The following is a 15,326-nucleotide window of genomic DNA, read 5'->3' as shown; positions in this document are numbered from 1 at the left end:
TAGTTAAATTGGATTTGTCACAAAGATTGTTTGTTTAGTTCAAACCCTAATTGAGCGATTATATCAGCTCATTGCACAATCCTATCAAACTACTCACTGGTCAATAAACCGCGGACTGACGGGGCAGACAAAACCAGAGACGGCTGTATGCCGATATAGAATCGCCTTGAAGACCTCGATCAGTATACTAACTAAGAAAACGACGGATAACTACCGGGCTGGGTTCATGCCTGTGGTAGTTGCGTGCGAGCCAGCATAAGCAGCAGCTGCTGGGTAAATACTTTCAATTGTCGGGTCTGGATGGGCAGAACACCCCAGTCTGCCGGCGGAAAACCAGTTGTAGAGAGCGAACGCTGGTCAATTAATGCCAGCCTTGCTTTAACCTGCTGATGCATCTGGGCTAATGAGACGGATAGATCTCTATCGTTCAGCAGCAGGATCCGTCCTGTCCACCCTGAACGGCTGGACATCTGGTGGCCAAATCGCTGGAAGGCCAGCCCATACACCCGGTAAAACTGACTCGCTTCAACCAGCCATTGAGAAAGGGTCTGATCGATACGGCCGGTATCTTGCTGAGAAGAAAGTGAGTGTGTACGTTTCATGGTTACAGTGGGTACGATCAATCAATATATTCGACAGGTCGATTTACGTTTCTTACTTATTTACAAGTAGATGCGTTATGGTTTACACCTGATTAACCATATATACGTTTCAAAGTTTATGGCGGATGTTCGTATTTCGATAAATTCTTGAATTTTTCTATTTTTAAATTAATAGTTGTCCGTTTAGCTCATATATGATTAAAAGTAAAGCCAAATGGTTGACGTAACGTAACAGGCTAAGATTAGCGGGCAGTGAATTATTAAGCCGGTACGTTAAAGGAGGTGTTCTATATACTGGCTGGTGGCATGGTCTATATCAATTACCAGCTCTTAACGGAAGGCCAAAGCGCGTCGTAGTAATCCTGCTGCTGGCAAGAAGTAGAGAAAATAACATGGGTGATGAAGTTAGGATGAAACCGTAATGGAGCACGCCACCGGATGAGCTTATGAGTCAGGGCCAGGTCGGTGGTTTGACAGGTGTAAAATTGACCAGAGGGCTGGCAGAAGGTCTATTACAACTGTCTCAATTTTAGTACGTATGTTCCAGGTTGGAAGCATTTCATGGGTACATGAGGCTTTTGTTAATACCTTAAAACAAGCCGACGCTCCCGCTAAGCCAGAAAAAGCATTTGGATAAAATTGTAACCCACTGATTAATAGAAGTCATTAAGGCAATCTGGCTTCGCATCTTGCGCAGTTGACCCGTAGTCTTTGGGGGTACATCAATGGATACCTGCGTTGTGGAGTAACTCGGCGGGCCGTTCAGCCCGAACTTTTTTTGGCTTGAATACTGTCATTGGCCAACTGCTGTGCCCGACAAGGTTAAATAGTGAGCACGACTGACCAGGTTGGTCAGTCGTGCCCCAGACCGCAATTTACGCGTAAACGCAAAGAGATCGGACGAGCCAGTCTAAACCGCCACCTGATAATAGTCCACGGTGGGTTTGCCGTTGAAGTAATCGCTCAGGTGACTGACTGCCTGACGGAGTAAACCACTGGTTTCCGCACTAAGACGGGCTTCCTCCGATTCCCAAACCGATATCATCAGGGCATGATGATCCGCCGGCGCATAGAAGCAATAACCGAAGGCAAACCCGGCATGTTGCTTGAGGGCAGGCAGTACGGTGTCCTGAAAATACGTAACAGCTTCCTCGGCCGTCTCAGCCGTCAGCGAAGCGCGAACAATACGTGCGTACATAGTAGTAATGTTTTAAAAATAAGTACTGTGAATTATTGGGTAAGACGCGACCTGATCAACTAATTCAGTTTACGGAAAAACAAAGGCTACTGCGGCTCCGGGATTAGGTAAAGAAGCGTTCATGCGACTCAAGGTTATGTTGATGTGTCAAAACAAACCTCTTCCCTCTCTACAGCCAAAAAAGCGTCTGGACAAACGTCTGGACAAAATCATAAGACGCTGATAATGAATGGCTATTTTATGCGCCTGAAGCCTCGTTGAGCAGATCCAGTAAGGAGGAGTGGTCGTTCTGAGTCAACTTTTTCCGCAGCCGGTAGCGGGTTTTGTGGATCGAGTCAGGCGAGATGCCCAGCATTCGGCTCATCTGGCGGGTGTCGACCCGCAGTTTTGACAGGGCCAGCAGGCGCTCTTCGGCCGGACTGATGCCGGCAAACTGCTGGTGAAGTTGCTCGAAAAAGTGGGGATATACCCGATCAAACCGCTGACGGAACTCGTACCAGTCGTCGGGCGTGAGCAGGCTCGAATGCAGCAGATGGCGCTGGGTTTCCAGCAGGGGTTTGTCTGCTCCATCGGCAGGGGTGAGTTGGGCGAGTTCGGCCGTGATGGCGTCGATGAGTTTATTTTTCTCCCGCAGGTTCTCCATGAAGCCATTCAGATCGGCATTGGCCTGCTGAAGCTGCTCCTCTACCAACTTTTTTTCTAACCGCAGCACACGTTCGCGTTCGGCGTTAATGACCCTTTCCTGCCGCCGTTTGAGCTGGGCCAACTGATAGAGCCGGAAAAATAGGCCTGCCATCAGGGCCAGGGCCACCCCTACGATCCAGAACCGGTTTTGCTGGGCCTGTTTCTCGGTTTGGAGGGCATCCATATCCGACTGGTGTTTCTGAATCATCAGTTTCTGATTTACCAGCGAAATCTGCTCGGAACGCTGCCGCTTATTAAAATTTCGGTTGAGCGTATTCAGGCTGTCGAGGTAGCGATAGGCAGTGGGCAAATCGCCGATGGCCCGGTAGTACTTTCTGGCTACATTGCAGTAGTCGCGCTGGAAGTATTCATTGGACAGCTCGATTTCTTCAGTCCCCCGCCGAAAAAACACCAGGGCCTGCTTCATGTAGTAGCGGGTACTGTCCAACTGCCCCAGGTTAAGGTGCGCTTCGGCCAAATCTAAAGCCGGACTGTCGGGCAGCGACCGATTTTGCCCATAGGTTAATCCAATCCGGTAACTGGTGCGGTATTCGGGTAGGGCGTCGGCCCATCGCTGCTGATTGATGTATAGCCGGGCGAGGTTGCCGGCCGCAATACCAATCCAAAGGGTGTCGCGGTGCAGTCTGGCACGATGCTGCGCTATCCGATAGTTTCCCTCTGCCCGCCGGGCTGCGTTGGTATCGCCCAGCGAGAACAGCCAGGTATGGGCCATGCCCAGCGTGTTAGCAGTCTGAATGTCTTCATTGGCATTGAAAGCCGGATACCGGTCAGCGTCGCTGAGCAGCGTAACGGCTTTACTGTATTCCTGGAAATGGAAGTAGGCAAAGGCCAGTTCGTAGAGGTAGTGACTAATACCAGGAACGTGGCCGTAGCCGATGGCCCGAAAGCGGGCATTGGCCGCCAGCAGGTGCTCGAAGGCTTTCCCGTAGTCTTCGTTAAAAAAGAAATACTGCCCGGCCATGTGTCGGCATACAGCAGCAATCTGTGGTTTGTCGGCGGCTTCGGCTTTCTGCCCGACGGCCAGCATCAGGGCGGCATTCTGGGCGTGACTGGCGGTGCGAAAGTGGGCGTCGGCCTCCCGCAGAAACCATGCGTAATCGCCTAGTTGTGTGTCGTCGAGGGCTTGCCCCAGGCTATCGACCCGGTCGAGCAGCCGAAAAACATGGGGCTGGTTTTTTGTAAACGCCTGACTCGAATGGAAGTGATTCAGCAGCAATCGAATGCGACGATCGGGGGCGCTCCGTTCAATCTGTTGGAGAAAAGCGTCGTCCGGATCGCCCGAACCCGGCTGAGCCGGACGCGGCCCGGCCATCGCCAGCAGCGACCCCATAAAGAAACTAAGCGAGATCAGACAGGTATAGAACACAACAAACCGGTACATAATCGGGCAGTAGGTGACTTTTCTCAGGTGTAAACTTATAGATATACATACGAATATCGACCGGGAAAAGACTGGAAATGAGCATAAGTTCACTTTGGTAAGCCAGACCGTCGGTCTCTGTGGACCAGGCAGGAGAGCTACGCGTGCCTACGCCTTATACCAATTCGTTATACGTCTTTAGTTATCAACGCTGGCTCGTTTAGTGAGTATTGACCGGGCCGCTTACGCTCAGCCCTCATGAAGGGGCAGGTACACGCTGAACGTAGCACCGTGGTCAGTTTGGCCGTGGGCCTGAATGTAGCCCCGGTGGTTTTCCACCACTCGCTTTACCAGCGACAAGCCAATGCCCGTGCCGGGGTACTTTCGCTGGCTGTGGAGCCGGTAAAACGCGTCGAAGATGCGCTCGGCCTGGCCCGGCTCAAAGCCGATGCCGTTATCGCTGACGTCAATCACCTGAAACTGCGTTTCGTATGCTGGCGGCTGATAGGTCGTGGGCAGTTCCGACCGGTTCAGCAACCGGCTGCTGATGGTGATACAGCTCGTTACGTCCGGTTTAGTGAACTTAAGCGCATTGCTGATCAGGTTACGAAACAGCAGTTCAAGCTGCGCGCTATCGCCGTACGCAGTTCCTAACGGGCCGACCTCTACGAGGGCCTGTTTCTCCTGAACCAGCGGTTCCAGGTCCCCCAGGACCCGTTCCAGCAGGGAGTTTAATGGCTGATGCCGAAAAGGCTGGCCGTGGGTTGTTAACCGCGAGTACGTTAACAGGTCGCGAATCAGAGCCGACATCCGCCCGGCCACCGTTTCCATGCGGGTGAGCAGTTCGCTGGCCTGCTCGCTGAGCCCTGCGCCGTAGGATGTCCTGAGCAGGGAACCGAACTCCCTGATCTTGCGCAGAGGCTCCTGCAGGTCATGACTGGCCGCGGTCACAAACATCTGCAGGTTGGCGTTAGCCTGCTCCAGTTCAGCCCGGCTTTGTTGCAGTGCCTGCACGTTTTCCACTTTCTGAGTGGTTTCGTGCACAATCGCCAGAATACCGCCCACCTGTCCCGTTTCGTCGATAACGGGGAGGTAGGTGTAGGTCCAGTAAGCATCTTCTACCCGCCCATTGCGATGAATCGGCACCAGCTGGTCCTCACTCAGAATGGCTTCGCGAGTCCGGGCGATCTGATCGAACAGGGGTTGGGCGAAGTCATTCCAGATCTCAGGCCAGCAATCGGGACCACTTTGCCCCAGGGCCTGCGGATGTTTGCCCGGCTGCCCCAGACTGGGTCGGTAGGCGTCATTATACAGCTGGGTATAGGACTTGCCCCAGAAGAGCATCATGGGAAACTTCGACAGCAGCACCAGGCTAACCATCGAACGCAGACTCTGAGGCCATTGCTGGGGCGGTCCCAGGGGTGTCTGCTGCCAATTGTGGGTCCGGACGAGTTGACCCATTTCACCGCCACCGGCCAGAAAAGTAAATTCAGAAGATAACGTTGACAATTGCATACCCAAAGGTAAGTAACCTATTCCGGTATTGGTACGCCAGGCTTCACATCGACGTTGTGGTAGCTGACAATCTGCCACGCACCGGCCTGTCTGACCAATACCTGGAGAAGCCGGGTATGCAGGCGTCCTTTCGCATCGAGTTGAGCCGGAACGGCCGGTCCCGTACCCGTAAAACCCGTTACCCGACACAGCGTTTCGACCGTGGCGACATCCGGATGAATAAAACGCATTGACACAATCGTTTGTTGCAGCACGGTCTTGTAAAAGATGCCTTTGAAAATGTCGTCGTGCCGTTTCAGAAAGGTCGGATGCCCGGTCATGAACATACCCGCAATGTTAGTAAACGTACCATCCTGGGCAAAGTGCCGGCTGTAGGCTACCGCATCGCCCTGATTCCAGGCCTCTGTTTCACTGCTGATGATCGTCTGTAACGCGAGGGTGTCGGCCTTACTTTGCGCGTGGAGGGAACTAAATGTGAAGCTAAGGCTGAAACTGATGGTGAATAGATAAAATACGTTCATGGACTAGAAAAGCCAGGTTGATCAGACTTAAATGTACAGATTTGCCTCAATCACGCATCTGATTACTGAGGCAGTGGTAGATGGCTTGTAACGAACTGCAGACTTAAACTTCGTCAGGAAAGCGGAGGTAGACGTCACCCACGTAGCCTACCTCCGCTTGTTTGTTAGTGTTTTACTACCTTGACGGTCTGCCGTTGGGTAGGCGTAGCCACCCGCAGCAGGTACAGACCGGCCACCTGACCCAGCCGCAACCGCACCGACTCCACGGCCTGAGCCGCCGGCCGGGCCAGTTCATCCACCAGTTGACCCCGCTGGTCTATTAGCTGCAGACGCAGGGGCTGGGCCTGCGCCCCGCGTACCTCTACCTCCACCGTCTGACCCGCTACGGGGTTGCCCAGCACCACCACTTGCAACCCCCTGGTGGCTTCGCCTACGCCCTGCCGCGCTCCACAGGCCTGCACCGTTACCGGGATGGCCTCCGAACTGATCACCCCACACTCCCCACTGATGCGCACAAAGTAGCTCTCCGACTGGCTCACCCGGATCAGCTTCAGGCTGGCCGTGGTCGTGCCGGTCTGCTGGCTGGGGTTGTCGGCCAGCTTGTTGAGGTTGCTGATGCTGCCCCGGAACCACTCGTACCTGAGGCTGGTGACACTGGCCTGCACCGTCAGCGTTAGGTCGCTGCCCGAGCACACGCTCTGGGCGGGGGGGAGACTCACCAGCTGGGTGGTGGCGTTGACCGTCAGGGTGAAGCGGGTAGGCACACTCTCACAGCCGGTGGCCGGATCGAGCTGGGTGACCTGGTAGGCGTAGCTGCCGGGCTGGTTGAGCACCACCTGGGAGCCGTTCAGGGCCTGACCTGGCTCGGTACTGTAGCGGAGCTGGTAGCTGGCGTTGGTGCGGCTGACGTACTGGCTCAGCTCAACGGGCGTGGGGCTAGGGCAGAGCTGTCGCCGGGTGGAGGTGGGTGGGGGAGCCACTGGCCGCTGGTTGACGCTCAGGCGGGCTTCGGTCTGCTGGCTGGCGCAGCCCGGAGCCGAGACGCGGACAAGGTAGCGGCCGGCTTTGCCACCTTCGTTGACGTTGACCTCGTAGGTGGGCGTAGTAGCCAGCACGGGCTGGCTGGGGTCGGCGCTGTTCTTGAACCAGGCGTAGGTCAGCCCCTGGGGTCCCTGGGCCTGGACGGCAAAGGTGACGGAGGTGCCCACGCAGGCGGTCTGGCTGGTGGGGGGCTGGGTGAGGGTGAGGGCCGTAGCGCCGGTGACGGTGGTAGTGGCCGAGGCTGAGCAGCCGGCGGCACTGGTGACGGTCAGGGCGTAGGTGCCGGGCTGGCTGACGGAGGCCGTGTTGGCGGTGCCGCTCTGGCTGAGGCCGGGTCCGGAGAAGACGTAGGTAAACGGCTGGCCGTCCTGGGCGGCTGGTCCGGCCGAGAGGCTGACGCTGGTCTGGGTGCAGCTCAGCGGGCTGTTGCTGGTCAGGCTGGCCTGGGGCCGGGCGTTGACGGTTAGGCCGGCGGCAGCGGTCGCTGCGCACCCGGCGCTGGTGGTGGCCGTCAGGGCGTAGGTGCCGGAGGCTGACACACTGATGGCGGCCGTGGTTTCGCCCGTACTCCACCGGTACGTATCGGCCCCGCTGGCGGTAAACGTAGCGGTCTGGCCGGCACAGATGGCGGTGGTCGAGGGGCTGATGCTGACGCTGGCTGAGGGGTTCACCGTTAGGCTGAAGGCCGTAGAGGTCAAACTGTTGCAGGTGCCGGTGACCACTACGGAGTACCTACCCGCGTTGGCCGTGGTCACGCTGGGCAGGCTGAGCGTGGCGGCCGTTTGGTTGGCCAGCGTGGTGCCGTCTTTGTACCACTGGTAGGTAGGACTGGCCCCACTAACGACTACTGAGACCGAGACGGATTGGCCCTCACAGACGGCATTGGCGCTGGTCGGCTGCTGGGTGATGGCCAGCGTAGCGGGGTCATCCTGGAACTCATAGGCGCCGATGTCGATGGTGCGCACCCGCCGGGGGTTGGCTGCCAGATCGGTCGAGCCGGCCTCCACTGCGTTATCGCCCGCGTCGATGGCCTCCGAACAGGCGTTGAGCTGGGTGGTGGTGGTCGAGACGAAGGGGTTGGTGGTGGTCGTCAGGTTGGAGGGATCGCTGGTGTAGCCGGTCAGGCCAGCCTCGAAGAGGCAGAAGCGGGCCGTGATGAGACCACTATCATTGCTGTTGATGGCATTGTCGAGACCATTGTTGACGATGATGCTGTTGGTCAGCGACAGGGAGGCCTCCACTAGGAACACGGCCCGGCCTTGCTGGGCGGTATTGGCCTGAAAGCTGACGTTGGTCAGCACCGGACTGCTGCTGCCCGAAGTCCCATTGTTAAAGATGGCCCCGCCGTTCCCTGCTGCCGAGTTGGCCACAAAGCTGACGTTGGTCAGCACCGGACTGCTCGAACCCTGAGTCCCCTCGTTAAAGATGGCCCCGCCGAGTGCGCTCGCTGAGTTACCCACGAAGCTGACGTTGGTCAAGACCGGACTGCTGTTGCCTTGCACCGCTCCTCGGTTCAGTAGGCCTCCTCCAGACAAAGCGGAATTACCCTCGAAACTGACGTTGGTCAGTACCGGACTGCTGTTCCCTTGATTGCCCCCGTCGTTGTACAGGCCGCCCCCATTCTCCGCCCGGTTAGCCACTAAACTCAGGTTGACCAGCATGGGGTTGCTGCTGCTCCCCCCGCCACTGCCATCATTAAGAATGCCGCCACCTTCATCATTGGGAAAGCTGCCATTGGCGTTGCCTCCACTGATGACCAACCCATCCAGGCGCGTCTGGGCGCTGGCGTTGCGCAAGCGCACCACACTGAAGGTGTTGTCAGCGTTGGTGGCCGCGTCGCCGATGTTGCCCGACAGGGTCGTGCTCGAGGGCTGCCCATTAACCGGATTAATCAGCGGGCGTTGGCCCACGCTGCTCTCGGTGCCCACAAAGCCCCCGTAGAGTTGTACCCCGCTGGGGATGGTAAAGCTCACGTTGCGGTCGGTACCTGTGGTGGGCGTGTAAAGGCCGGCCCCCACCAGAAAGGTCGTACTGCCACAGGCCGTCGCCAGCGCTCCCTGGAGGGCCGTGCCCGACAGGGCGTTGGTCCAGCTGGTCCCGTTCTGAAGGCCCGCCCCCGCCTGGGTAACGTACACTACCGGGTTACAGGGCGGACTGACGCTCAAGCTAAAGGCGGTCGTGGTGACACTGTTGCAGGGGCCGGTAGCCACCAGCGAATAGCTACCACTCTGGCTGGTGGTGACTCCATTGAGCGTGAGCGTGGCCGAGGTCTGCCCACTGACCAGGCCCGCCTGGTTAACCCACTGCAGGCTGGTGGCCGTGACATTGAGGCCCACCGGTACGCGGACGTTGGCCCCGGTGGCTACCGCGGAGCTGCTGGCGGGCGGCTGGGTGATGGCCAGGGGCTGGCTGGTGGTGGTCTGGAACTCATAAGGGCCCAGATCCACCTGGCAGCCCACGATGCGGTTGTTACCGGCCAGGTCGGTGGTGATGCCGGTCAGGCCAGGGTCCGAGGAGTTGCCCGCGTCAATGGCCAGCGAGCCAGCCGCTAACTGCGTAGAGGTGGTCGAGACGAAGGGGTTGGTGGTGGTGGTGCGGTTGTTGCCCCCATCGGTGTAGCCGCTCACCCCCGACTCGAAGAGGCAGTATCGAGCCGTGATCGTACTACTACCACCCAAATTGGTGATGGCATAGTCGAGACCATTGTTGAAGATAATGCCGTTGGTCAGCGACAGGGATGTCGCATCGAGGTACAGGGCCCCGCCCCGCGTGGCGGTGTTGACCTGAAAGCTGACGTTGGTCAGTTGGAAACTGCTGCCGGAGCCTCCATCGCTAAAGATAGCCCCGCCGTTTGAAGACGCCGAGTTGCCCACGAAACTGACGTTAGTCAAGACCGGTCTGCTGCTGCCTTGTCGTCCATCGTTGTAGATGGCCCCGCCATTTCCAGCCGTCGCTGAGTTGCCCACGAAGCTGACGTTGGTCAAGACCAGACGGCTGCTGCCAGCGCGACTGTTGTTGAAGATGGCCCCGCCGATTCCATTCGCCGAATTGTCCACAAAACTGACGTTGGTCAAGACCGGATTGCTGCTGCCTCCATTGCTCCCATCGTTATAGAGGGCCCCGCCGGATCCAGCAGCTCCCTCGCCATTTCTAGTCGCTAAGTTGCCCACAAAGCTGATGTTGTTCAAGACCGGACTGCTGCTACCCCCACTCCCACTACCGTCATTGCGAATGCCTCCGCCCCGTTCGTTGGGAAAACTTCCGTTGGCGTTGCCCCCGGTGATGACCAGCCCATCCAGCCGCGTCTGGGCGCTGGCGTTGCGCAAGCGCACCACACTGAAGGTGTTGTCAGCGTTGGTGGCCGCGTCGCCGATGTTGCCTGACAGGGTCGTGCTCGAGGGCTGCCCATTAACCGGATTAATCAGCGGGCGTTGGCCCACGCTGCTCTCGGTGCCCAAAAAGCCCCCGTAGAGGGCTACCCCACTGGGGATGCTAAAGCTCACGTTGCGGTCCGTAGTCGTGGTGGGCTTGTATAAGCCGGCTGCCACCCAGACCTGATCGCCCGCCTGACTGGCGTTGATCATGGCCTGCAAATCACCACTGGCGTTGGCCCACGAGGAGCCGGTACCCGTGCCACTGGCCGAGGGCTTCACGTAGCGGATGGTCTGCCCTTGACCGACCCCCCACAGCAAACAAAACAAGCCGGTGAGTAGTAGGTCGTTTCGCAAGGCTAAAAACCGCCTGACTAGTTGAGATGGGCCGGGCCAGGCCGCATGTGAGTCGAGCGTAGTACATCGATAGCGACTTCGTGTGCCGTAGTGCGTCAGCGTGTGCCGTAGAGATGGAGGATTCATACGAGGTTTGTGAAAAAAGTGAACAAATAGGCGTAAAACAGTCCAGCCATTAGCCGCATTAGCTACCAGCGAATCAGACAATCTGGACCTGGAGTTCATAGCTCTGGCTCATGGGTCGGTCGACAAAGTAGAGGCTCAGATGAGCCAGCAGCGTCTGCAGGAAACTATTGTCGTCGGCTTGCGCCCGGTCAGCTTCCGACTCCCAGACCAGCACCAGCAGGCAGGCTTGGGTGCCGGGGTCGCGCAGCAGGCGTCCGTTGAGAAAGCCGGGCTGGCGTCGCAGGGCCGGAGCCAGCGACTGCCGGACGTAGTTGATGGCTTCTTCGGCTGCATCAGCGGCCAGTTGCCCTTCCATGATACGTGCAAACATAGGAGACAACAATCAGGGTCTGCGTGGCTGAACCAGTGGTCAATGGACCGTGTCAGCTACGGGGCAAAAGTGGGGAGAACGGGCGGCTCAGGGGTAACACAAATGTGCCAAATCCGGCAACGGATGTTCCATTTTTGGCCGCAGAACGGAATTTTGACGCCTGGTTGTTAGTTGATTCCCTGCTTACGAACAAATTCGGCCGGGGTTACTCCGTAGACCTCACGGAAGCATTTGGCGAAGTAGGAGGGACTTTCGAAGCCAACGCGGTCGGCCGTCTGGGCGCTGTTGAGACCCTGGCGGAGCAGCGTCGTGGCGGCTTTAAGCCGGTAGTGCCGGACTACTTCGTTCGCCGAGAAACCCGTCAGGGCTTTGACTTTGCGGTGGAGGTTGGTACGGCTCATGGCCAGTTCATCCGTCAACTGGTCAACGCTCAGCCGCGGGTTACTCAGATTGGCTTCCAGCAGGGCATACAGGCGAGTCAGGAACGGGTCAGCCACGGGGGGATGTTCCCGCACGGGTTCGGCGCCGATTAACTGCTGACGAACCCAGTCGCGCTGCCGACGGCTCTGCTCCAGCAAGTTGCGCACTCTCAGGCGTAGTTCCGCCACCTGGAAGGGTTTGGTCAGGTACTCGTCGGCGCCCTGGGTTAGCCCTTCAAGACGGTCTTCCCGCGTTACTTTGGCCGTTAACAGCATCACAGGGATGTGGCTGGTACGGAGGTCGATTTTAAGTTGTCCACAGAGTGTGAGCCCATCCATGCCCGGCATCATGATGTCGGAAATGATTAGATCCGGTACGTGTTTGAGGGCTAGCCGGAGCCCGTCCAGCCCATTTATCGCCCGGTCGATGCGATAGAAATCAGGCAGGTTTTGGGTGATGAATTGAGCCAATTCATCGTTGTCTTCAACCAGCAGGATACGCGCTTCCGGAGTTGCGTCTGACCCGGTCGGCTGGCTGTCGGCTTCTATCGGCTGAATTACCGCTGGGTTTTCCGCTCCGTCGGCTTTGGCATACGGCAGCGTCACGACGAAGGTGGTACCCTGACCCGGGACACTATCGACCGTAATCGTGCCCTGCTGCAGTTGGACCAGTTCATTCACCAGCGCCAGCCCAATACCCGCACCCAGCGGCTGAGGGGCCTGGGCCTGTTTACTACGGCTGATGGCAGCAGACCCGGCCGGTTCCGATGCCACCTGATAAAAGCGGTCGAAGATATGGGGCAGGTGTTGAGCGGCTATGCCAATACCGGTGTCGGCAACGGTAAGCTGAATGCCTTCGGGCAACGGAACGACCGAGACCGTAACGGTGCCGACAGGCGTAAACTTCAGGGCATTGGCCGTCAGGTTGTACACGATGCGCTCGAATTTCTCGACATCAAACCAGTAGGAGCCGCTGACCTCGGCGCGAAACGAAAGCGTGATGCCCTGCGCGGTGGCCTGCTCGCTGAGCGGTGCCAGCCAATGGGTGATACAGTCGGCCAGATTGCCGCGGGAGGGCTGAACCGGCATCACGCTCGCTTCCAGCCGGGACAGGTCCAGCAATTGATTGATGAGCCGCAGCAGCTGGTGCGCGTTCTGCTCGATGGTACGCAACCGACGGCGAATCCGGGGCTCCAGGGCTTCGTCCATAAGTTGTTCAGTAGGCCCCAGGATGAGCGTCAGGGGTGTCCGGAACTCGTGGGTAATGTTGGCAAAGAAGCGGGTTTTCATCGCGTTCAGGTCCCGGAGTTGCTCGGTCTCGTGTTCCTTCAACTGCATCGACTGGCGCAGGTTGAGCCGGTTGATGTAATTGCGAAACAGCCCGTAAGCCAGTCCTGTGATCAGCAGAGCATAGATGGCATAGGCCCACCAGGTAGCCCACCAGGGTGGTTGGATACGAATCGTCAGCGTTCGAATGTGTGGGCTCCACTGCCCCGATACGTTGGACGCATTCAGCCGCAGGGTATACGTTCCCGGTTGTAAGCCCGTAAATACTACTTCCGCCCGACGACTTTCAACCCAAGCCGGGGCCAGACCCACCAGTTGGTAGCGATATTTATTCTTGGCGGGCTTGTTGAATTGCATAGCCGCAAAATCAATCGTCAGAAAATTCTGGTCGTACGGGAGTGTTAATGCCTCAACGGCCTGAATGGGTAAATTGCCCAGCGGTGAATCTGGTTCCGGCACAACCGGTTTGTTGTTGACGTACAGTGAGGTTATTTCGACCCTGGGCTGAAACGAATCCCGCTTTATCTGATGGGGGTAAAAAGCCGTAATGCCTTCCAGCCCACCCATCAGAATCCGATCGGCTGCGCGCCCACGCCCGTGGAAATGGAGGAAATGAAATCGATTGAATTCGTTCGCCAGAATTCCGTCTTCCAGGGTATACGTCTGGATGGTAAACGTTCGGCGGTTGAACCGGGCGATCCCTTTGTTCGTGCCCATCCAGAGGTCACCGCGGTGGTCAGGAATGGCCGAATAGATCACGTTGTTGGGCAACCCATCGGCTATGGAGAACCGTTTGCTGGTTCCGGATCGCTTGTCGAAGCGACAGAGCCCGCTCCCGAACGTACCGATCCAGAGCAGGTGAGTACTGTCGGGGTCCTCAGCCAGGCAGAGCAATGCATTGCTGCTGAGGGTGGCTGGATTATTTCGAACGTTAGAGAAGACCTGTACCTGGCCATTGGTGCGATTGATACGGAATAAGCCTCCGATAGACGTAGCTATCCACAGGGCCTGCTCATCGACAACCAGCATCTGCTGCAAACATCCGGTCGGACACGGAATTGGAAAAGGGAACTGAATCCATCGGGTCCGCTCCGAGTCGTAGTAGAAAGCGGCTGACTCATAAACCGCCCAGACGCGTCCATCCGGATCGGTAGCCATTGGACAGGGCGATTTGCCGACGAATGCACTTCGAAACCGGATGGGAAATGGAACCGGCTCGGTTTGTCCTGTCTGAAAATCAACCCGGTAGCAATCCGAACTGCCGGCATTGTACCACAACCGTCCCTGACCATCGAAGGCATACCGAAAATTATAGCTGGTCAGTCCGGCTAATGGAGCCGGTAACCGTTGAGCCGGGAGATTTAACCAACCCTGGCTAAATAAATCGGGCAGGAATTCCGTTTGGTAACGAGCCGTCTGGAAGGGGAGCGTTCGCAGATTGTATTTACGTACGCCTGCTCCTGCCGTTCCCAGCCAGAGCACCTCCGACTGATCAATGAACGTCGACTGGTAAGTATTTCGAGTTTGTCTGGGGCTTGAATCGAGCAGACGGATGCCTTGTTTGTCGTTGAACGCGTAGATGTATGTACTCCAGGCAATGTAAAGAGTACCCGCCCGAGCCTCAGCGAAATGGGCAAAGTCAGCTGATTGAACCGGCGAAGGCACGGGAAGGGCGTATTGACGAACCTGGCCGGAAGCCGGGTGGACTACGTACAGCCATTGACTGGTCATTACCAGCACATCCCCGGACGGGCGCACCCAAAGGCCTTTATAGTCAGTGGCTGTATCCAGTTCCTTTAAATAATGGCGGATGGTACGCGATCGTTCGTCCAGACAATCTAACCCTGCCTTAGTCAAGATCCAGATCGCTCCATTTGGCGCTTCCAGAATCCCAAAGATGGAATTATGACTGATTGAATAAGGCTGGTTCGGCTGATGACGGTATTGCTTTATCCGGTTGGATGATAGGTTCAGGCAAACGAGCCCAGCGGTGTCCGCAGTGATCCACAGGCGATCATGTTGATCGACGCAGAAGCGGTTAAACTGGCCAGGATTTAGTTTGAGCCGTTTGAAAATCGGCTGTTGGGACAAATTAATAAACTGTTCGGTTCTGGGATCGAATACGTCCAGATCACCCCGTTCGTTGGTCATCCAGAGCTTCCCGTGATGATCCAGTTGTAGTTGAGCAACATCCGTTGAGGAGAGAGAAGGTCGCCCGTCCGGGTCAGGCTGGAACACCTTGAAGCGACTCCCGTCGTAGCGGGCCAGCCCGTCGCGCGTAGCCATCCAGATGAATCCCTGTCGATCCTGCACAATGGCCGGAACAAATGCCTGGGGAAGCCCCTGCCGGTCGGTGATGAACTCCGGAGCCGGTAAATTAATGGGTTGCACCTGGGCCAGGCAGCCGATTGAAAGCTGGACCGCCAGCCAAACGCTGAGTATAGGTAAAAGGTG

8 protein-coding genes are annotated in these 15,326 nt (G+C 57.2%); all 8 read right to left on the bottom strand.

The window, feature by feature from the left end; all coding sequences use genetic code 11:
• Positions 1 to 224: 224 nt before the first annotated feature.
• Positions 225 to 602 carry a hypothetical protein gene (locus DYU11_RS13000; RefSeq protein ID WP_119668091.1) on the bottom strand — a complete coding sequence of 126 codons (378 nt, stop codon included), beginning with the start codon at positions 600 to 602 and terminating at the stop codon, positions 225 to 227.
• Between the two features lie 910 nt (positions 603 to 1,512).
• The gene (locus DYU11_RS12995; RefSeq protein WP_119668090.1) at positions 1,513 to 1,800 is read right to left on the bottom strand and encodes an antibiotic biosynthesis monooxygenase family protein; all 288 of its coding nucleotides are present in this window, start codon (positions 1,798 to 1,800) and stop codon (positions 1,513 to 1,515) included.
• A gap of 238 nt (positions 1,801 to 2,038) precedes the next feature.
• On the bottom strand, positions 2,039 to 3,886 hold the full coding sequence (locus tag DYU11_RS12990) for a tetratricopeptide repeat protein (RefSeq protein WP_119668089.1): 1,848 nt from the start codon (positions 3,884 to 3,886) through the stop codon (positions 2,039 to 2,041).
• A 228-nt stretch (positions 3,887 to 4,114) separates the two neighbouring features.
• Positions 4,115 to 5,380 (bottom strand): sensor histidine kinase, encoded by a 1,266-nt coding sequence (locus tag DYU11_RS12985; RefSeq protein WP_119668088.1) that lies wholly within the window; start codon positions 5,378 to 5,380, stop codon positions 4,115 to 4,117.
• A gap of 17 nt (positions 5,381 to 5,397) precedes the next feature.
• A complete protein-coding gene (locus DYU11_RS12980; protein ID WP_119668087.1) occupies positions 5,398 to 5,901 on the bottom strand; it encodes an SgcJ/EcaC family oxidoreductase in 504 nt (167 codons plus the stop codon).
• A 164-nt stretch (positions 5,902 to 6,065) separates the two neighbouring features.
• Positions 6,066 to 10,796, bottom strand: a complete 4,731-nt coding sequence (locus DYU11_RS33805) for an immunoglobulin domain-containing protein (protein ID WP_158600277.1) — start codon at positions 10,794 to 10,796, stop codon at positions 6,066 to 6,068.
• A 73-nt stretch (positions 10,797 to 10,869) separates the two neighbouring features.
• On the bottom strand, positions 10,870 to 11,166 hold the full coding sequence (locus DYU11_RS12970; RefSeq protein ID WP_119668085.1) for an antibiotic biosynthesis monooxygenase family protein: 297 nt from the start codon (positions 11,164 to 11,166) through the stop codon (positions 10,870 to 10,872).
• A gap of 167 nt (positions 11,167 to 11,333) precedes the next feature.
• The gene (locus DYU11_RS12965) at positions 11,334 to 15,263 is read right to left on the bottom strand and encodes an ATP-binding protein (protein WP_158600276.1); all 3,930 of its coding nucleotides are present in this window, start codon (positions 15,261 to 15,263) and stop codon (positions 11,334 to 11,336) included.
• Positions 15,264 to 15,326 lie beyond the last annotated feature (63 nt).

Origin of the sequence: Fibrisoma montanum, from assembly GCF_003583365.1 — a bacterium.
GTDB classification, from domain to species: domain Bacteria; phylum Bacteroidota; class Bacteroidia; order Cytophagales; family Spirosomataceae; genus Fibrisoma; species Fibrisoma montanum.
Note: the sequence above shows the minus strand (reverse complement) of the source record. Positions and strands in the feature narration are given on the sequence as shown.

Bases quoted from the DNA above. Each gene is read 5' to 3' on its own strand.
- DYU11_RS13000 (WP_119668091.1), bottom strand. From the start codon at position 602: ATGAAACGTACACACTCACTTTCTTCTCAGCAAGATACCGGCCGTATC.
- DYU11_RS33805 (WP_158600277.1), bottom strand. From the start codon at position 10,796: ATGAATCCTCCATCTCTACGGCACACGCTGACGCACTACGGCACACGA.
- DYU11_RS12995 (WP_119668090.1), bottom strand. From the start codon at position 1,800: ATGTACGCACGTATTGTTCGCGCTTCGCTGACGGCTGAGACGGCCGAG.
- DYU11_RS12980 (WP_119668087.1), bottom strand. From the start codon at position 5,901: ATGAACGTATTTTATCTATTCACCATCAGTTTCAGCCTTAGCTTCACA.
- DYU11_RS12990 (WP_119668089.1), bottom strand. From the start codon at position 3,886: ATGTACCGGTTTGTTGTGTTCTATACCTGTCTGATCTCGCTTAGTTTC.
- DYU11_RS12985 (WP_119668088.1), bottom strand. From the start codon at position 5,380: ATGCAATTGTCAACGTTATCTTCTGAATTTACTTTTCTGGCCGGTGGC.
- DYU11_RS12970 (WP_119668085.1), bottom strand. From the start codon at position 11,166: ATGTTTGCACGTATCATGGAAGGGCAACTGGCCGCTGATGCAGCCGAA.